This is a genomic window from Bacillus sp. SRB_8 (assembly GCF_003264205.1).
GTDB classification, from domain to species: domain Bacteria; phylum Bacillota; class Bacilli; order Bacillales; family Bacillaceae_G; genus Bacillus_A; species Bacillus_A mycoides.
Window position 1 is genome coordinate 1 of the sequence record NZ_NADT01000004.1, and the last position, 20535, is coordinate 20535.

Below are 20535 nucleotides of genomic sequence, written 5' to 3' on the forward strand. Positions count from 1 at the left end.
TCGTTTAGTTTTCAAAGTTCAACATCGCGTTTCAGCGACTTTCATAATATATCATAGTATATTATTTTCGTCAACAAGTTTTTTTCGATAACTTGTATCTCTCATTTGCTGACTTTTCCTATTATATACACTTTCCTATTGCTATGCAAGTATTATTATAAAAAAATAAGAGGGGGAGAAATCCCCACTCTTACTCTTCAGACGAATCCTCTTCATTAGATTCTTCTTCTTCATCTTTTTGCGCTTTTGCTACTGTCGCTACCTCTTGCTCATCTTCTAATCGAATTAGACGAACACCTTGTGTATTACGTCCCATTTGAGAAATTTGATCAACCGGCATACGAATAATAACGCCTGCTGCTGTAATTAACATAATGTCTTCTTCACCTGTTACAGACTTAACCGCTACTAACTTACCGTTTTTATCTGTAATATTACAAGTCTTCAGACCTTTACCACCACGACTTTGCAGGCGGTATTCATCAATCGGTGTACGCTTTCCATAACCATTTTTGGTTACAATTAGAACATTTACATCCTCTTCGACAATTTCCATACCTACAACTTGATCTTCATCACCTAATGTAATTGCTTTTACACCAGCCGCATTACGTCCCATTGAACGCACATCTTGCTCATTGAAACGAATTAACATACCGTTACTTGTCCCAACGATAATATCCTTATCACCAGATGTTAAGCGTACAGAGATTAATTCATCCTCTTCACGAAGAGAAATTGCAATTAAACCATTTGTACGTATATTGGCAAATGACGAAAGTGGTGTTCTCTTAGAGATACCTTGTTTCGTTGTAAAGAATAAGAACTGGTCGTCACCAAATTCACGAATTGGAATAATAGCGTTGATCCACTCACCCTTATCTACCCCTAATAGATTAATAATCGGTATACCTTTTGCTGTACGACTATACTCTGGAATTTCATATCCTTTTGTACGGTATACTTTACCCTTGTTTGTGAAGAATAAAATATGATCATGAGTAGACGTTGTTAATAAATGTTCGACAAAGTCATCATCATTCGTACCCATTCCTTGTACACCACGTCCCCCACGGTTCTGTGTTTTGTACGTAGAAGCCGGTAACCTCTTAATATAACCATTATGAGTAAGTGTAATTGCGATATTTTGTTCTGGGATTAAATCTTCATCCTCTATAGCTTCCATACCGCCAATTGTAATTTCTGTTCTTCTCTTATCATTAAAACGCTCTTTTACTTCAGCTAATTCCTCGCGAATAATTTCAAGAACTTTTTCTTCGTCTGCTAAAATTGCTTTTAACTCTGCAATTATCTTCATTAAATCTTGATATTCTTGTTCGATTTTTTCGCGTTCTAATCCGGTTAAACGTTGCAAACGCATATCTAAAATCGCTTGCGCTTGTTTCTCACTTAAGCCGAAACGTTCCATTAAACCTTGTTTTGCAATATCAGCTGTTTTTGAACTACGGATTAAAGTAATAACTTCATCAAGATGATCTAAAGCAATTCGTAAGCCTTCTAAAATATGAGCACGCGCTTCTGCTTTCTCTAATTCATAAGCAGTACGTCTACGAATCACTACCTTTTGATGCTCTAAATAATAATATAGATTTTGTTTTAAATTTAAGACTTGTGGCTCTCCATTTACAAGAGACAACATATTAATACCGAAACTTGTTTGGAGTGCTGTATGTTTATATAGATTATTTAATAGTACATTGGCATTGGCATCACGACGTACTTCCATAACAATACGCATACCATTTCGATCTGATTCATCACGTAAATCTGTAATACCTTCAATTTTCTTATCGCGAACTAGTTCTGCGATCTTTTCAATTAATCGCGCCTTATTAACTTGATAAGGTAGTTCTGTTACGATAATAGTTTGTTTACCATTTGCTCTCTCTTCAATTTCAACTTTAGCACGAAGTATAATAGAACCGCGACCTGTTTCGTAAGCTCTTCGAATTCCACTTCGCCCTAAGATTAAACCTGAAGTCGGGAAGTCTGGTCCAGGAATATATTCCATTAATTCCGCGATAGTGATATCAGGGTTATGACTTAATGCCAACACACCATCAATTACTTCTCCAAGTTGATGCGGTGGAATGTTTGTTGCCATACCAACCGCAATACCCGTCGTACCATTGACTAATAAGTTAGGGAAACGCGCTGGTAATACAACTGGCTCTCTTTCAGAACCATCGTAGTTATCTTGATAATCAATTGTATTCTTTGTAATATCGCGTATTAATTCCATAGAAATCTTAGACATTCTTGCTTCTGTATAACGCATTGCTGCCGCTGAATCTCCATCAACAGAACCGAAATTACCATGTCCATCAACAAGCATGTAACGTTGACTAAAATCTTGTGCCATACGTACCATTGTTTCATAAACAGCTGAATCACCGTGCGGGTGATACTTACCAATTACTTCGCCGACAATACGCGCCGACTTCTTATATGCTTTATCAGCTGTAATTCCTAAATCATTCATCGCATATAAAACCCTACGATGAACTGGTTTTAATCCATCACGAACATCTGGTAATGCACGAGACACGATAACACTCATTGCGTAATCTAAAAATGAGGTACGCATTTCATGACTAATATTAATTTCTCGAATTCGTGCTTGTTGTTGATTGTCTGACATCAACGAGCACCTCCTCTTACATTTCCGTTACACATACATTGATTTATATGTAGAAGACAGGAATACTTAGATTCCTGTCATTACTCACTTAAATATCAAGGTTTTTCACGTATTTTGCATTTTCTTGGATAAAGTTACGACGCGGCTCTACTTTATCACCCATCAAAATTTCAAATGTTTCATCCGCTTCAATTGCATCTTGAAGGGAAACTTGAAGTAACGAACGTACTTCTGGGTCCATTGTCGTCTCCCACAGCTGAGTTGGATTCATTTCCCCTAAACCTTTATAACGCTGAATCCCAGGCTTAGGTTGAGCTGGTAATTCAGCTAGTATTTTTTCAAGTTCTTTATTGTTATAAGCATATTGAATTTTTTTACCTTGTTGTACTTTAAACAACGGTGGCTGTGCGATATATATATATCCGCACTCAATGATTTGACGCATATAACGATAGAAGAACGTTAATAATAGGGTACGAATATGTGCACCATCAACATCGGCATCTGTCATAATAATAACTTTATGATAGCGAGCTTTTTCAATAGCAAAATCCCCACCAATATTTGTACCAATTGCTGTAATAATTGTACGAACTTCATCATTTGATAAAATCTTATCTAAACGTGCCTTTTCAACGTTAATAATTTTACCCTTCAGTGGTAAAATCGCTTGAAAATGACGATCGCGTCCTTGTTTTGCAGATCCGCCCGCAGAGTCACCCTCCACGATATAAATTTCGCTAATTGCTGGATCTTTAGAAGAACAATCAGCTAGCTTCCCTGGTAAACTTGAAACTTCTAGAGCACTCTTTCGGCGCGTTAGTTCACGAGCCTTTTTAGCCGCTACACGTGCACGTGCTGCCATAGTCCCTTTATCTATAATTTTACGTGCAACATTGGGATTTTCTAGTAAGAACTTTTCAAACGCCTCTGAGAATACAGACTCTGTAATCGTTCTCGCTTCACTATTTCCAAGTTTCGTCTTTGTTTGTCCTTCAAATTGTGGATTTGGATGCTTAATTGACACGATTGCTGTTAAGCCTTCACGAACATCTTCACCAGTTAAATTACTATCCGCATCTTTTAAAATATTATTTTTACGACCATAATCGTTAATTACACGTGTTAGCGCAGTCTTAAAACCTACCTCATGTGTACCGCCTTCATACGTATGAATATTATTTGTAAATGAATAAATATGATTTGTATAGCCTTCGTTATATTGAAGAGCAACCTCAACCTGAATCCCATCTTTTGAACCGTCAACATATACAGGTTCTTCATGAATCGGTTGTTTTGAACGATTTAAATGTTCAACATATGATTTAATTCCACCTTCATAATGGAATTCTTTCTTTTGCTTATGTTCACGCTTATCTTCAATTGTTAATTTAATATTACGATTTAAAAACGCCAACTCACGCATACGAGTCGCTAATGTATCAAATTCGTATTCTGTCGTCTCTGTAAAAATTTCTGAATCTGGCTTAAAGCGTGTGATCGTTCCTGTACGATCAGTTTCACCTATTACTTTTAAATCCGCAGCCGGGACCCCACGTTCATATTTTTGATAGTGTATTTTTCCATCTCGATGTACAAATACCTCTAATTCTGTTGATAAAGCATTTACAACAGATGCACCTACACCATGCAAACCACCAGAAACTTTATAACCACCACCGCCAAATTTACCACCGGCATGGAGTACCGTCATAATAACTTCTACAGCAGGACGTCCCATTTTTTCTTGTATACCAACAGGGATACCACGACCATCATCTGTTACAACAATACTATTATCTTCTTCAATACTGACATTAATTTCATCACAATATCCTGCTAAAGCTTCATCAATACTGTTATCAACAATTTCCCACACGAGGTGATGAAGACCTTTTCCACTTGTAGAACCGATATACATACCAGGACGCTTTCGAACTGCCTCCAGTCCTTCTAACACCTGAATCTGACTTTCATCATATGCATTTTCCTGTATTTGCTTTTGTTCCATTGACACAAAGATCACCTACTTTTCCATTTAAACAGAAATTATTTTCTGTCTATTTCACAATCTACCGTGCCGTTCGTTACATGAATTGTTTTCGCTTCTTTCAATGTTTCATGTTCAATTCCCTCCACACTCGTCGTTGTCACAAAGGTTTGTACTTTTCCTTGAATTGTATTTAGCAGATGCGATTGACGATAATCATCTAATTCTGATAACACATCATCTAGTAAAAGAATTGGATATTCCTTAACCTCTGAGTATATCAATTCAATTTCAGCCAATTTTAGGGATAGTGCGGTTGTTCGTTGTTGTCCTTGTGAACCAAAGACTTGAACATTTTTACTATTAACGAAGAATTGTAAATCATCACGATGAGGACCAAGTAAAGTTGTACCCCGAAAAATTTCACGTTGTTTCACAGATTGAAAACTTTCATAGTATACTTCTTTTATTTTCGACAAATCCATTGATTCTGATACATCTACACTTGGTTTATAAACGATTTCTAACTCCTCTAATCCCCTGCTAATTCCGCGATGAATTGGAGCAGCCCATTCTTGTAGTAAATGCAAAAACTCAAAACGTTTTCGCAAAATTTTTGCACCATGCTCAATAAGTTGAAGTGTAAATACATCCAACATCGTTTCCTCATTTTTACTATTCCCTTGCATCTTCTTAAGTAAATGATTTCGTTGCGTGAGTACCTTTTGATATTGACTTAATTCATACAAATAGACCGGAGCTATTTGTCCAAGTTCCATATCCAAAAAGCGTCTTCGTACTTGAGGACTTCCTTTTACAAGATTTAAATCTTCTGGGGCAAACATAACAACATTCATTTCACCAATATACTGGCTCAATTTTTGTTGTTCTAACTGATTTAACTTTGCCTTTTTACCTTTTTTTGAAATATTTAATTCTAAGGATATTGAACTATTTCGCCTTTGTAATCTACCTTTTATATTACCATAATCCTCATCCCAACGAATGAGTTCACGATCGTTCGAAGTTCTATGAGATTTCGCCATCGCCAATACATAAATAGCTTCCATCAGATTCGTTTTCCCTTGCGCATTTTCACCAATAATTACATTGACTTTATCCTCAAAGGAAAGCTCTAAATGCTCATAATTGCGATAGTTTTTTAATTGTATTTCTGTAATAAACAAAGGGATCCCCCTTTATGCCTGAACTTGGAAAGTTCCGCTTCCCGGAATTTCAACAATATCATTTGCATATAACTTTCGGCCTCTTCTATTTTCAAGTTCTTGATTCACGTATACTTCATATTCTTGTAAGAACCATTTCACAGCGCCACCTGTATCAATTACATCAGCTAACTTTAAAAATTGTCCTAGTGTAATGTATTCTGTTGAAATCTTAATAAGTTTCATAAAATCGCTCACTTTCTGAAAGTGTTCATTCTTTCATTGTACTAAATAAACTAGCATTAGGAAAGTAATACCCCACAAATCAAATAAGGGTCACTAGTACCTTTACACTAGCAACCCTTAATCCTTACTTAGTAAGTACGGACTGGTAAAATTAATTGGATAATGGAATTATCATTTACTGTGCGAATTAAAAACGGTCTCATCGCTCCAGTAAAACTAACTTTAATTTCTGTACTGTCTAAAGCCTTTAATGCGTCCATCATATATTTTGCACTAAAAGATATTTTTAATTCTTCTCCATCTACATTTTCACATTGAACCTCTTCTACTACTTTTCCGATTTCTGGTGCATTCGAAGAAATCTCTAACATCTGTTGTTCTAATGTCGATAATTTAACAACGTTGTTACGACCATCTCTTGCTAACAGCGACGCACGATCAATCGCTTGTAAAAATTCTTTTGTATTTACAAATATATCAGTTTTACTTTCAGCTGGAATTAAACGCGTTGTATCTGGATAATTTCCTTCTAATAATCTTGAGAAGAATAATAAATGTTTTGTACGGAATAATACTTGATACTCCGTAATAACGATATCTACCATTTCTTCAGATTCATCTAGAATTTTACTTAATTCACTTAAGCTCTTACCAGGAATAACGACATTCGCTTGAAATTCATCGGCAATATTATACCCTTCGATTTTTGCTTTACGAAGTGCTAGTCTGTGACTATCTGTTGCAATACAAGTTAGCTCGCTGTTATATACCTTCCAGTTTACACCTGTCAAGATCGGTCTTGTTTCAGAACTTGAAACTGCAAATACTGTTTGACGAATCATGTGCTTTAGTAAATCTGTTGGAATCTTAAATACATGATGTTCTTCGATTTGTGGTAATAACGGATATTCAGCAGCATCTAAACCATTTAAGTTGAACTCTGATTTTCCAGATTTTATTTTTGTCATAAAATGATTTTCTACAGAAATTTCGACAGTTTCTTTAGGTAATTTTTTTACGATCTCACTAAAATATTTTGCTTGTAAAATAATACTTCCTGTTTGTTCAATTTCCACAATTTCTTTTCCAGCATCTTCGACTGGGATAAATGATTCGATAGAGATGTCTGCATCACTACCTGTTAAAGTAACTCCTTCTTCAGTTGCTACAACTTTAATCCCTGTAAGAATTGGAATTGTTGTACGAGAAGAAACTGCCTTCATTACATCTTGTACACTTCTTACAAGATAGTCTTTTTGTATTGTAAAACGCATAACGAAAAACCTCCGGTAAGTATAAGATTTTATTTATTTAATAAAGATATAAAAGTAGTAGTAATAGTACTAGGGCTTGTGGATATGTGGATAACTCTGTTTAAAGATGTAAAAACAGTCTATCTACATGTGGATAGACTGTGCGTAAAATAAGCTAAGTTATTCACACTATTCAGCTACTACTATTTTAAAATATCCTTAACTTCTTCAACGTGTTTTTGTAATTGAGTATCCGTTTTTAATAGCTTCGAAATTTTTTCGTGAGCATGGATTACTGTTGTATGATCGCGGCCACCAAATTCTTCACCTATTTTTGGCAAAGATGAGTCCGTAAGTTCACGTGATAAATACATCGCAATTTGGCGAGGGAATGCAACGGATTTTGTCCGTTTTTTTGCTTTGAAATCTTCTAATTTTACTTGATAGACGCCCCCAACAGCCTTTTGAATATCAGAAATAGAAATAATTCTAGGTATAGAGTTTGGAATAATATTTTTAAGCGCTTCAGCCGCTAAATCAGCATTCATATCTTTATTAATTAAAGATGAATAAGCTACAACTCGAATAAGTGCACCCTCTAGTTCACGAATATTTGAATCGATTTGATTTGCGATATAAAGCATAACTTCATTTGGTATATCAAGACCTTCTGCTTTTGCTTTTTTACGTAAAATTGCGATTCTAGTTTCTAAATCTGGTGGCGTAATGTCCGTAATTAACCCCCATTCAAAGCGAGAACGAAGGCGATCTTCTAAAGTTGGGATTTCTTTTGGTGGTCTATCGCTTGAAATCACAATTTGTTTACTTTCTTCATGTAACGCATTAAATGTATGGAAAAACTCTTCCTGTGTTTGTTCTTTTCCAGCAAGAAATTGAATATCATCTATCAATAAGACATCTACATTACGATATTTATTACGAAAATCGACAGCTTTATTATCACGAATTGAATTAATAAATTCATTTGTAAATTTTTCAGATGATAAATATACAACTTTTGCATTTGGGTTGTGTTCAATTACATAATGCCCAATTGCGTGCATTAAATGTGTTTTTCCAAGTCCAACGCCCCCGTAAATAAAGAGCGGATTATAGGCTTTAGCTGGTGCTTCAGCTACAGCTAAAGAAGCAGCATGTGCAAAACGATTACCAGAGCCAATAACAAATGTATCAAATGTATATTTTGGGTTTAACATACTCTGTGGTAAGTGATTAGACTCATCATGTGCGTGTTTTTGCTTAACAGAAGGGAGATCTATATCCTCTTCTGCCTGACTTTGGGGAATGATAAAACGAATAGCTAGTTTTGCCCCTGTTAAATCATAAAGTGTTTCGGAGATTAGTTCCGAATAATGAGATTCTAGCCAGTCACGAGCGAATTCATTTGGAGCTGTAATAGTTAATACATCTTTTTTTAAGTTATGAGCAGTTGTTGATTTTAACCAGGTTTCATAACTTGGCTTGCTTACCTTTTTTTCTAATTCTTTTAAGGCACTATTCCATAAATCAGAGATATTTTCCAAAGGTGTCCCTCCTTTACAAAGATGGTAAAAGAATAAGGTTGCGCAACAATTGTACAACCTGTAAATACTTCTAATGCATATTTATACGAAACGTATTTTAAAATATAAAAACGTCGTTAGTATCCGAGATAGAGTTTTCGACAAAATAACACATGTGGACAACTATTTACTCACATGTGATTTAAACTATCCACATGTTATACACAAATTGTGGATAAAATAAAGGTGTGGAAAACTTATTCAAAGTGAAAACACAACTATAATATCAAAAAAAAGCAGCTATAGCAATGAATTTAAGAAAGTTATCCACAAAATCAATACCTTGTGGAATAAACTTGTCCACAACACGATATACTGTGTAAAAGTAAAAAAAGAGTTTGTGGATACAAAAAAGAGAAAATATATTTATCCACAAGGGAATATAGGTACTGTGAAAAAGTTTGTGAATAGGTTAAAAATGAATATTTGATGAAAATTTCGAGAACCATTGACATTTTCCTATTTGATTTACTATAATTTATTAGACTGTCTTTAACAGATATTCCTCAGGGAGGTGTCATATAATGAAAAGAACTTACCAACCAAATAAACGTAAGCGCAGCAAAGTACATGGTTTCCGCAGCCGTATGAGCACAGCAAACGGACGTAAAGTGCTAGCAGCTCGTCGTCGTAAAGGAAGAAAAGTATTATCTGCGTAGACCACTGATCGTTCAGTGGTCTTTTTTTCTAATAATAATGAGTTTCCGCTGATGAAATACAGGAGTGTCAAATGATATGAAGAAAAAAAATCGTATAAAAAAGAATGATGAATTCCAGGCTGTTTTCCAAAAAGGACAATCGAATGCCAATCGCCAGTTTGTTGTATACAAATTAGATAAAGAAAAACAGCCACATTTTCGCATTGGTCTTTCTGTTAGTAAGAAAATAGGAAATGCAGTAGTGCGTAATCGAATTAAGCGTATGATTCGCCAATCGATTATAGAATTAAAAGATGAGATAGATTCTGGAAAAGATTTTGTTATAATAGCAAGGAAGCCTTGTGCAGAGATGACATATGAAGAGTTAAAGAAAAGCTTAATTCATGTCTTTAAACGCTCTGGTATGAAAAGAATAAAAAAGTAGCGTAAGGAAATGAATTACACTATATACATACCGAAACAAGGAGGAGCAGGCTTTGAAAAAGAAAATAGGTTTATTAGCCATGGTTATTATGCTAATGGCAATTGCTACCGGCTGTAGTGAAACAAATCAACCGATTACACCGAAAAGCACTGGGATTTGGAATGAATATTTCGTATACCCGCTTTCTCAGTTAATCACGTATTTTGCAGAATTATTTGGTAGTAATTACGGTTTAGCAATCGTTGTTACAACTCTTATCATTCGTTTTGCATTATTACCATTAATGATTAAACAAACGAAGAGTACGAAAGCAATGCAGGCGTTACAACCAGAAATGGTGAAATTAAAAGAGAAATATAGTTCTAAAGATCAAGCAACACAGCAAAAACTACAACAAGAAATGATGCAGTTATATCAAAAGAATGGTGTAAACCCATTAGCAGGATGTTTACCAATATTTGTTCAGATGCCTATTTTATTCGCGTTTTATCATGCGATTATGAGAACAACAGCAATTAGTGAACATACATTTTTATGGTTCGATTTAGGACAGGCGGATCCGTTCTATATCCTTCCAATTGTTGCAGCTATTACGACGTTTATTCAGCAAAAGCTTGCAATGGCAGGAACGGCTGGACAAAATCCGCAAATGGCAATGATGATTTGGCTTATGCCAATTATGATTTTAGTCTTTGCAATTAACTTCCCAGCAGCACTATCATTGTACTGGGTAGTTGGTAATATCTTTGGTATCGCTCAAATGTATATGATCAAAGGGCCTGAAATTAAGGCTAGTAAGGCAGGAGGATCAAGCAAGTGAGTATGATTACTGCTAAAGGACAAACAGTCGAGCTGGCAGTACAAGATGCTTTAAGACAATTAAATGCTTCGAAAGATCGAGTAGATATAAATATTATCGATGAGGGGAAGAGGGGGTTCCTGGGTTTATTTGGGAATCGCCCCGCTGTTGTAGAAGTTGTATTGAAAAAAGATCCAATCCAAGAATGTGAAGAATATTTAAAAAATGTTATTCAAAATATGGGTGTGGAAGTTGAGATTAGAAAAATTGTAAAAGGACGCGAAGTTGAATTTACAATTTCTGGTGAAAATATCGGTGTTTTAATTGGTAAAAGAGGGAATACGTTGAATTCTTTACAGTATTTAACAAAGCTTGTTGCGAACCGTAATACAAAGCAATATATTGGTATTACACTGGATGCTGAAAACTATCGTAGTAAAAGAAAAAATACGTTAGAATCTCTTTCCTATCGATTAGCAAAACAAGTAGTGAGTACGAAAAAAAGAGTTGTTCTAGAACCAATGCCTTCTTTCGAACGAAAAATTATTCACCAAGCATTATCTAATCATCAAAATATCATTACAACTTCTGAAGGAAAAGAACCACATCGGTATGTTGTAATATCTTCCAAGTGACCGGTTACTCAATTGAGTGCCGGTTTTTTTGAGGAGAAAATAAATGTGGATAACTAAAAAACACTAAACTTATCCACTGTGAATAAGTTTAGTGTTTTTTACATAAGGACATAATAAAATGAGTTATTATTCTTTTGTAGATAGGTTCGTTATGGTATCCTAATAATTTAGTGACGGAAAAAATTCATGTTGAAATAGAGATAAATAAGCAAGTGAGGTGAAAGGACATGGAATTTGATACAATTGCCGCAATTTCCACAGCACTTGGGGAAGGTGCAATTGCCATTGTTCGAGTAAGTGGGGATGATGCGATTGAGAAAGTCAATCGTATTTTTAAAGGGAAGGATTTAACACAGGTTTCTTCTCATACAATTCATTATGGTCATATTGTCGATTTAGATACAAATCAAGTTATTGAAGAAGTTATGGTGTCCATTATGCGTGCACCAAGGACTTTTACGCGTGAAAATATAGTAGAAATTAACTGTCATGGTGGACTTGTTTCGGTAAATAAAGTATTACAGCTTATTTTAGCGCAAGGAGTACGACTGGCAGAGCCTGGTGAATTTACAAAACGTGCTTTTTTAAATGGACGTATTGATTTGTCACAAGCAGAAGCTGTTATGGACTTAATCCGTGCGAAAACAGATCGTGCTATGAATGTAGCGATTAACCAAATGGAAGGACGATTATCTAAATTAATCGGCCATCTGCGTCAAGAAATATTAGAAACATTAGCTCATATTGAAGTGAATATAGATTACCCAGAATATGATGATGTAGAAGAGATGACGCATAATATTTTAATTGAGAAAGCTACACATGTTCGTGCTGAAATTGCAAAGATATTAGAAACATCGAAGCAAGGAAAGATTTTACGTGAAGGCATTTCTACCGCGATTATCGGTAGACCTAACGTTGGGAAATCATCGCTATTAAATAGTCTTGTTCAGGAGAAAAAGGCAATTGTAACTGATATTGCAGGAACAACTCGTGATGTTATTGAAGAGTACGTTAATGTGCGTGGTGTACCACTTAAACTTATAGATACAGCCGGAATTCGTGAAACGGAAGATATTGTTGAACGAATTGGTGTAGAGCGTTCGAAGGAAATGATGAGCCAAGCAGACTTAGTGTTAATTGTAGTGAATTATAGCGAGGCTTTAACAAATGAAGATGAGGATCTATTCCGTGCCGTACAAGGAAAAGATTTCATTGTTATTGTAAATAAGACAGATTTACCGCAAGAAATTGATATGGAACGTGTTACAGATTTAGCGGTAGGAAATCGTGTTATTACAACATCTTTAATTGAGGAGCAAGGAATAGATGAGCTTGAAAAGGCAATAGCTGATTTATTCTTTGAAGGAACAATTGATTCTGCGGATATGACATATGTGTCTAATGCGAGACATATCGGATTATTAACACAAGCAGGAAGAACAATTAACGATGCAATTGAAGCGATAGAAAATGGTGTTCCGATTGATATGGTTCAAATTGATTTAACAAGAGCGTGGGAAATACTTGGTGAAATTACTGGTGATACTGTCCATGAAAGCTTAATTGACCAATTGTTCTCTCAATTTTGTTTAGGAAAATAAAGTAAAACTTTAATCAGAGATGCTTTAGTAAGATAGAGGTTATTAGGAGGAATAAACAATGGGATACAATGCCGGTTTATATGATGTCATAGTAATCGGTGCAGGTCATGCAGGATGTGAAGCTGGTCTTGCGGCAGCACGAATGGGCTCAAAAACATTAATGTTAACAATTAACTTAGATATGGTAGCGTTCATGCCATGTAACCCTTCTGTTGGTGGACCAGCAAAAGGGATTGTTGTTCGTGAAATTGATGCATTAGGCGGAGAAATGGGACGCAATATTGATAAAACACATATTCAAATGCGTATGTTAAATACGGGTAAAGGACCAGCTGTACGCGCGCTTCGTGCACAAGCTGATAAATTCTCTTACCAGCATGAATTAAAGAAAACAATTGAAGAAACACCAAACTTAACGTTGTTTCAAGGTCTGGTAGAGCGTTTAATTGTTGAAGATGGTGTATGTAAAGGGGTAATTACGCAAGCTGGTGCTGAATACACAGCGAAAACAGTTGTAATTACAACGGGAACATTTTTACGTGGTGAGATTATTATGGGAGATTTAAAATATTCAAGTGGTCCAAATAATCAGCAACCATCTATTACATTATCTGAACACTTAGAGGAACTTGGTTTTGATCTTGTTAGATTTAAAACAGGTACACCTCCGCGTGTAAACAGTAATACGATTGATTATAGTAAAACAGAAATTCAACCAGGTGATGATAAGCCGCGTGCTTTCTCTTTTGAAACGACAAAATTTATTATGGATCAAATTCCATGTTGGTTAACGTATACAAGTACAGAAACACATCGCTTAATAGATGAAAACTTACATCGCTCAGCTATGTATTCTGGTATGATTAAAGGAACAGGGCCTAGATATTGCCCTTCAATTGAAGACAAGGTAGTAAGATTTAATGATAAACCACGTCATCAAATTTTCTTAGAGCCAGAAGGACGTAATACACAAGAAGTATATGTACAAGGCTTATCGACGAGCTTACCAGAAGATGTACAGCGTGCAATGCTTAGAACAATTCCTGGCCTGGAAAATGTTGAAATGATGCGTACGGGTTATGCAATTGAATATGATGCGATCGTACCAACTCAATTATGGCCAACACTTGAAACGAAAAAAATTAAAAATTTATATACAGCAGGACAAATTAACGGAACTTCTGGTTACGAAGAAGCAGCAGGACAAGGGCTTATGGCTGGAATTAATGCAGCGTGTCGTTCTTTAGGTAAAAAAGAAGTTATTTTAGGTCGTGCTGATGCTTATATTGGTGTCTTGATTGATGACCTTGTAACGAAAGGTACAAATGAACCATATCGTTTATTAACGTCTCGTGCAGAATATCGCCTATTATTACGCCATGATAATGCTGACCTTCGTTTAACTGAAGTTGGTCGTGAAATTGGCTTAATTAAAGAAGATCGCTATGAGCGATTTACAAATAAAAAGTTACAAATTGAACAGGAGAAGGAACGGTTAGAGAGTATTTTTATTAAACCGCGTCCTGAAGTTCAAGAATTAATTCGTAGTATTGGCGGAAGTGAATTGAAAGATGGAATACGTGCAAGTGACTTATTACGTCGTCCAGAGGTGACATATGAGCATATTCATCTTTTAGTACCAAGTGAAGTAGCATTAAGTGATGAAATTACGGAACAAGTTGAAATTCAGACCAAGTACGAAGGATACATTGAAAAATCTTTACAGCAAGTAGAACGTATGAAGAAAATGGAAAACAAAAAAATTCCTGTGGATATTGATTATGATGCGATTTCTAGCCTTGCCTCAGAAGCGAGACAGAAATTGAAAGATGTTCGTCCGCTTTCAATGGGGCAAGCTTCACGTATTTCTGGCGTAAATCCAGCTGATGTTTCCATTTTGCTTATTTACATTGAACAAGGAAAAATTGCACGAGTATCGAACCAATAACATAGTAAGGAGATATTGCTAGATGAACATAGAACAATTTCAATCTATGCTAGAAGAGAAGGGTATTTCCCTCTCTTCTAGACAGTTAGAGCAGTTCGGAATCTATTTTGAAACATTAGTAGAGTGGAATGAAAAAATGAACTTAACGGCTATTACGGAGAAAGAAGAAGTATACTTAAAACACTTTTTTGATTCTGTTACAGCGGCTTTTTATTATGATTTTTCGAAACCATTTTCTATTTGTGATGTTGGAGCAGGAGCTGGATTCCCAAGTATCCCTTTAAAAATCTGTTTCCCACACTTAAAAGTAACAATTGTAGATTCATTACAAAAACGTATTAATTTCTTAAATCACTTAGCGCAAAAGTTAGAATTAAGTGATGTTGCATTTTGTCATGATCGTGCTGAAACATTTGGGAAAAAAGAAGGTGTACGTGAAGCATACGATATTGTAATGGCACGTGCAGTTGCACGTCTTTCTGTATTAAGTGAGCTATGTTTACCACTTGTAAAAGTAGGGGGAACATTCATTGCAATGAAAGGTGCAGCGGCGAACGAAGAAATCGAAAATGGCAAATATGCTTTAGAGGTACTTGGTGGAGAATTGAAAGAAATGTCTACGTTCCAATTACCGTTTGAAGAAAGCGAGCGTAATATTTTATTAATCGAGAAAAAGCGCAAGACACCAAAGAAATATCCACGCAAACCGGGAACGCCCAATAAATTACCTATTGAAAAATAAATCTTATTAGACGTAAGATTAAATTATATAAATGAAAACGTAAATGTTTCATAGGAAACATTTTATGTAGAACAGTCAATAGGCCTAAAAGGTGGTGGAATATGTATGAAAAATACGTTTTCTCGTTTATTTGGCTTTGGAGATAAAGAGAGCGAATTCGAATTACAAGACGAAAGCCATGAAGAAATAGCTAAAAAGGTATATGAAGAAATACAGGAAATTCCGATAGTAAACATTACCCCTAACCGTTATCAACCACGAACAGTTTTTGACGATGCACGTATTGAGGAGCTAGCATTAACGATTCGTACACATGGGCTTATCCAGCCGATTGTTGTGAGACAGTATGAGGATGATAAGTACGAGATTATTGCCGGGGAAAGGCGTTTCCGCGCAGCAACAAAGTTAGGGTGGGAAAAAGTTCCTGCAATAATAAAGAATTTAAATGATACTGAGACAGCTTCTGTAGCGTTAATTGAAAATTTGCAACGTGAGGAATTAACAGCAATTGAGGAAGCTGTGGCATATCAAAAGCTGATTGAGTTACATAATTTAACACAAGAAGCATTGGCACAACGACTTGGAAAAGGACAATCGACAGTCGCAAATAAATTGCGATTATTAAAATTGCCTGAAGAAATCAAAAGTGCATTATTAGAAAAAAGTATTACAGAACGGCATGCTCGCGCCCTTATTCCTTTGAAAAATGAGGAATTACAACTGAAGGTTTTACAAGAGATTGTGGAGAAGCAATTGAATGTAAAGCAAACAGAAGAACGAATTGCAAAGTTACTAGAAGAAGTAAAACCAAAGCGCAAAGCGAAGCAAAAAGCAGTAAGTCGAGATGCGAGAATTGCTATGAACACGATTAGACAATCATTACAAATGGTTGCTAACAGTGGTTTGAATGTTAATTCTGCGGAAGAAGAGTTTGATGAATACTATCAAATTACGATTAAAATTCCGAAGAAAAAATAATTACGTGCTAGAGACCTTATCCTATTGGAGAGGTCTCTTTTACTATATTTTCTTGTTAAAGCAAGAAGGAGTTTAGAAATAAATTTTGAAGTTTAATAAGGACGTAAAAGAAAAACTTTTATTTCATGTTACAATAAACGTAATTGTTTCTAGAATAAGAAAGAAAGGTTGAAAGTAGGTGACATCATGGGAAAAATCATTGCTATTGCTAATCAAAAAGGCGGTGTTGGAAAAACAACAACATCCGTTAATTTAGGGGCTGGATTGGCACAAGTAGGAAAAAAAGTCCTTCTCGTAGATATTGATGCTCAAGGAAATGCAACGACTGGTGTAGGGATTGAAAAGTCTGAATTAGATCAATGTATTTATAATGTTCTTGTAGAAGATGCAGATGTTCAAGGTGCCATACGGAAAACCGCAACTGAAAACTTAGATGTTCTACCCGCTACAATTCAATTGGCTGGTGCTGAAATTGAATTGGTACCAACCATTTCCCGGGAAGTACGCTTGCAAAGAGCGTTACAGCCAATTCGTGATGAATATGAGTATATTATTATTGACTGCCCCCCATCCTTAGGGTTATTAACGATTAATGCATTAACAGCAGCAGATTCTGTTATTATTCCTGTACAGTGTGAATATTACGCGCTGGAAGGGTTAAGTCAGCTATTAAATACAGTTCGACTTGTGCAAAAGCATTTAAATAAAAATTTAGCAATTCAAGGTGTATTGTTAACAATGTTGGATGCTCGTACAAATTTAGGAATTCAAGTTATAGATGAAGTGAAAAAATACTTTAGGGATAAAGTATATCGTTCGATTATTCCTCGTAATGTTCGCTTAAGTGAGGCACCAAGTCATGGAAAACCAATTATGCAGTATGACGCTAAATCAAGAGGAGCAGAAGTATATTTAGATTTAGCAGAGGAAGTGATTGCAGGTGGCTAAGGGATTAGGAAGAGGAATCAACGTGTTTTTTCCAGATTTAGATGTGAAAGAAGAAGAAACGATTCAGGAGATTATAGTAACTGAATTAAGGCCGAATCCATATCAACCACGTAAACATTTCAATAAAGAAGCGATTCAGGAATTAGCGGCTTCTATTAAAGAGCACGGTATATTGCAACCTTTAATTGCTCGAAAGAGTATTAAAGGATATGAAATAGTTGCAGGTGAAAGAAGATATCGTGCTGCTAAAGAGGCCGGACTTGAGAAAGTGCCTGCTGTCGTAAGGCAATTAAATGAGCAACAAATGATGGAATTTGCTTTGCTTGAAAACTTACAACGAGAAGATTTAAATCCTATGGAAGAGGCAATGGCATATCAGATGTTAATGAACGAGCTAAATGTAACACAAGAACAATTAGCAAAACGTCTTGGTAAAAGCAGGCCTTATATCGCAAATTATACTCGTTTGTTAAGCCTCCCTTCATTCGTTCAAGATATGATTGCAAACGGTCAACTTTCAATGGCTCATGGAAGAACTTTACTTACAATAAAAGATGAAGAACAGTTGAAATCTTTATTGAAGCGAATTGAAAAAGAAGGACTGAACGTTCGCCAATTGGAACAAATTGTCCAGGAAATTAATCAACGTGTTTCACGTGAAACACAACAAGTGAAAAAAGAAAGAAATATATTTTTTGTAGAGCGTGAAACGTTTTTAAGAGAAAAGTTTGGTACGGATGTAAAAATTAAAGAAACGAAAAAAGAAAAAGGTAAAATCGAAATCGAATTTTTTAATAAAGAAGATCTAAATCGAATTTTAGAATTATTATCAAAGGGAAATTAAAAAGCAAACCATCTTATTGTTTATAGATGGTTTGCTTTTTTTAATGCAGATAATTTTTGATCGGTTTCTTTTATACTTTGTACAATTACATCGGCCATCTTCATGACTAAACTTAGTCTTGTATTTTGAAGTACGAAAAACTCCATGAAACCATTTAAATTTACGATGCCATGAATATGCAAGTCACCAATTTCAGGTAATTTCTTATTCATCGCAGCTCCAGGTTTACTGGGGCCCTTTCCGGTAGTTATAGAACCGATACTTTGAGATTTTCCTAAACATGCATCAACAGCAATAATAAATGAAGTAGGATTTTCTTTCTGTATATTCTGAATTTTCTCTTCTAGATTTAGTGCATGTATTGGTTCGTCTAGTGTGCCGAATACTTGAAGGTTTTTGATTTCAATTTGTTCTAGTTTAGTACCAACTAATGGACCAAGTGCATCACCGGTGGAACGGTCTGTTCCGATACAAACGAGAATGAGTGGCATATTAGTCTTAATGGGAATATGGGAAAGTAAGAAATTACTGATTGTCTCAGAGGCTTCTAAGTCATGATGCATAACATTTTGAGTTTCTTTTTCAAAAAAAGGTAAGCGAAAACTTCTAATATTCATGAAGCACCCATCCTTTTAATAAATTTTCACAATATGTTATATGGTGTGTGAAATGGAAAATTATAAGTGCATACTTTTTACAAACTGTGAATGAAAACGGGAATAATAGTACTAGTATATATATATTCGTTTCATTTTATACCTGAATGGAAGTTAACAAATGGAATTAAAGTCATAAATTTTTTTCAGAAATCAGAGAGAGTTCTGATACAATAATAAGGATAACTAAAAAGAAATTTTAGCTAGAGAGGTAGAGGGACATGGATTTAGCGTTGAAATGGTTTGAGTCCATTGATTGGACGAATATAGGTGTGAAGTCACTAAAAATAATCGTTATTTTAATACTTGGTGCAATCGTTGTGCGAGTTGCAAGGGCAATTGTACGAAATGCGTTTCGTATGGGAAGCCGTTCGCCGATTCAAATTTCAGAACGTCGTACAGTTACGGTAGCGAAGTTGCTTGAAAATATTGTGGCATACGTTGTTATGTTCATTATGTTAATTGCGATTTTAGGTGTGTTTGATATTAATGCGTCAGGTTTATTAGCCGGTGCTGGGGTAATTGGTTTAGCAGTCGGTTTTGGTGCACAAAGCTTAGTTAAAGATGTTATTACAGGATTATTTATTTTGTTAGAGGATCAATTTTCAGTAGGTGATTATGTAAGAATAGGTCAATTTGAAGGAACTGTTTTGGAAATTGGACTACGTACAACGAAGATGAAAAGCTGGACAGGTGAAATTCATATAATACCAAATGGTAGTATTGTACAAGTAACGAACTTTTCCGTTAGTAATAGTGTAGCATTTGTTGATGTATCTATTTCTTATGAAAGTGATATAGTACGAGCGGAGCAAGTTATTGAAGATTTATTAGTAGAATTACCAGAAAAATATGAGAAAATGGTAACAACACCTCAATTGCTAGGTGTTCAAACATTGGCAGCGTCTGAAGTTGTATTACGTGTTATTGCTGAAGTTGAGCCGATGCAGCATGCAGTTATTGCGAGGGCTCTTCGCAAAGAGATTAAAAATCGTCTTGATTTACATGGGATTGAAATTCCATACCCACGTATGGTTTTATATAGTCGCGAAGAATTAGTTAGTGAAAAAGCAATTTAATAGTGGGAGGGATTTAGAGAATGGAGCAAAAACAATATAACTTGTACGATGTTGTGGAAATGAAGAAAGCCCATCCATGTGGTGAAAATCGCTGGAAGATTATTCGTATGGGAATGGATATCCGCGTTAAGTGCGAGGGGTGTGACCATTCGGTAATGATTCCTCGAAGAGAGTTTGATCGCAAGGTGAAAAAAATACTTGTGAAGCACGAAGAATAGTGAAAAAGCAACAGCTGCAGTAGACAGCCGTTGCTTTTTTTCATTTGGTGGAAACTTGTCATTTTTTTCGTTACTATCTATAATGATGAAAGATTGAGACA

General features: G+C 35.4%; 19 protein-coding genes. 12 read left to right on the forward strand and 7 right to left on the reverse strand.

All coding sequences use genetic code 11. From position 1 onward, the window contains the following. Nucleotides 1-190: 190 nt before the first annotated feature. From gyrA to dnaA, 6 genes are all read right to left on the reverse strand, one after another. Nucleotides 191-2662, reverse strand: coding sequence for a DNA gyrase subunit A (gene gyrA / locus B5P40_RS02195; protein ID WP_002034984.1), 2472 nt, complete (start codon nt 2660-2662; stop codon nt 191-193). An 88-nt stretch (nt 2663-2750) separates the two neighbouring features. Next, nucleotides 2751-4673, reverse strand: a complete 1923-nt coding sequence (gene gyrB / locus B5P40_RS02200; protein ID WP_033708486.1) for a DNA topoisomerase (ATP-hydrolyzing) subunit B — start codon at nt 4671-4673, stop codon at nt 2751-2753. A 38-nt stretch (nt 4674-4711) separates the two neighbouring features. Next, nucleotides 4712-5839 carry a DNA replication/repair protein RecF gene (recF, locus tag B5P40_RS02205; RefSeq protein ID WP_002034987.1) on the reverse strand — a complete coding sequence of 376 codons (1128 nt, stop codon included), beginning with the start codon at nt 5837-5839 and terminating at the stop codon, nt 4712-4714. A 12-nt stretch (nt 5840-5851) separates the two neighbouring features. Continuing rightward, nucleotides 5852-6064, reverse strand: a complete 213-nt coding sequence (gene yaaA / locus B5P40_RS02210) for a S4 domain-containing protein YaaA (RefSeq protein WP_002016484.1) — start codon at nt 6062-6064, stop codon at nt 5852-5854. A 128-nt stretch (nt 6065-6192) separates the two neighbouring features. Further along, nucleotides 6193-7338, reverse strand: a complete 1146-nt coding sequence (gene dnaN, locus B5P40_RS02215) for a DNA polymerase III subunit beta (RefSeq protein WP_107888244.1) — start codon at nt 7336-7338, stop codon at nt 6193-6195. Nucleotides 7339-7520: 182 nt separating this feature from the next. Further along, on the reverse strand, nt 7521-8861 hold the full coding sequence (dnaA, locus tag B5P40_RS02220) for a chromosomal replication initiator protein DnaA (protein WP_002016481.1): 1341 nt from the start codon (nt 8859-8861) through the stop codon (nt 7521-7523). A gap of 563 nt (nt 8862-9424) precedes the next feature. Here dnaA and rpmH point away from each other — a divergent pair. From rpmH to spo0J, 10 genes are all read left to right on the forward strand, one after another. Next, entirely contained in the window at nt 9425-9559 is a 135-nt protein-coding gene (rpmH, locus tag B5P40_RS02225) for a 50S ribosomal protein L34 (RefSeq protein ID WP_000831901.1), read from the forward strand. 76 nt (nt 9560-9635) lie between these two features. After that, nucleotides 9636-9983 carry a ribonuclease P protein component gene (rnpA, locus tag B5P40_RS02230; RefSeq protein WP_002089963.1) on the forward strand — a complete coding sequence of 116 codons (348 nt, stop codon included), beginning with the start codon at nt 9636-9638 and terminating at the stop codon, nt 9981-9983. 52 nt (nt 9984-10035) lie between these two features. Next, the gene (gene spoIIIJ, locus B5P40_RS02235; protein ID WP_002089960.1) at nt 10036-10803 is read left to right on the forward strand and encodes a YidC family membrane integrase SpoIIIJ; all 768 of its coding nucleotides are present in this window, start codon (nt 10036-10038) and stop codon (nt 10801-10803) included. Further along, nucleotides 10800-11417, forward strand: coding sequence for an RNA-binding cell elongation regulator Jag/EloR (gene jag / locus B5P40_RS02240; RefSeq protein WP_002166368.1), 618 nt, complete (start codon nt 10800-10802; stop codon nt 11415-11417). Before spoIIIJ ends, jag begins: the two co-directional genes overlap by 4 nt. Nucleotides 11418-11644: 227 nt before the next feature. Then, nucleotides 11645-13021, forward strand: a complete 1377-nt coding sequence (gene mnmE, locus B5P40_RS02245) for a tRNA uridine-5-carboxymethylaminomethyl(34) synthesis GTPase MnmE (protein WP_113708782.1) — start codon at nt 11645-11647, stop codon at nt 13019-13021. 58 nt (nt 13022-13079) lie between these two features. Further along, a complete protein-coding gene (gene mnmG, locus B5P40_RS02250) occupies nt 13080-14969 on the forward strand; it encodes a tRNA uridine-5-carboxymethylaminomethyl(34) synthesis enzyme MnmG (RefSeq protein WP_002089958.1) in 1890 nt (629 codons plus the stop codon). Between the two features lie 22 nt (nt 14970-14991). Then, entirely contained in the window at nt 14992-15711 is a 720-nt protein-coding gene (gene rsmG / locus B5P40_RS02255) for a 16S rRNA (guanine(527)-N(7))-methyltransferase RsmG (protein ID WP_002016472.1), read from the forward strand. A 105-nt stretch (nt 15712-15816) separates the two neighbouring features. Continuing rightward, complete coding sequence (gene noc, locus B5P40_RS02260) at nt 15817-16689, forward strand: nucleoid occlusion protein (protein ID WP_002016471.1); 873 nt, start codon at nt 15817-15819, stop codon at nt 16687-16689. A gap of 186 nt (nt 16690-16875) precedes the next feature. After that, on the forward strand, nt 16876-17637 hold the full coding sequence (gene soj / locus B5P40_RS02265) for a sporulation initiation inhibitor protein Soj (RefSeq protein ID WP_002016469.1): 762 nt from the start codon (nt 16876-16878) through the stop codon (nt 17635-17637). After that, nucleotides 17630-18481, forward strand: a complete 852-nt coding sequence (gene spo0J / locus B5P40_RS02270) for a stage 0 sporulation protein Spo0J (protein ID WP_171902578.1) — start codon at nt 17630-17632, stop codon at nt 18479-18481. The genes soj and spo0J overlap by 8 nt, the downstream gene beginning before the upstream one ends. Nucleotides 18482-18501: 20 nt before the next feature. On the opposite strand, the gene yyaC is transcribed toward spo0J, so the two are convergent. Further along, nucleotides 18502-19098, reverse strand: a complete 597-nt coding sequence (yyaC, locus tag B5P40_RS02275; protein ID WP_088293170.1) for a spore protease YyaC — start codon at nt 19096-19098, stop codon at nt 18502-18504. A 260-nt stretch (nt 19099-19358) separates the two neighbouring features. Between yyaC and B5P40_RS02280 the strand changes: the two genes are divergently transcribed. Together B5P40_RS02280 and B5P40_RS02285 are read left to right on the forward strand one after the other, a co-directional pair. Continuing rightward, on the forward strand, nt 19359-20216 hold the full coding sequence (locus tag B5P40_RS02280) for a mechanosensitive ion channel family protein (protein ID WP_002089952.1): 858 nt from the start codon (nt 19359-19361) through the stop codon (nt 20214-20216). 20 nt (nt 20217-20236) lie between these two features. After that, on the forward strand, nt 20237-20434 hold the full coding sequence (locus B5P40_RS02285; protein WP_000436054.1) for a DUF951 domain-containing protein: 198 nt from the start codon (nt 20237-20239) through the stop codon (nt 20432-20434). The last annotated feature ends 101 nt before the right edge of the window (nt 20435-20535 follow it).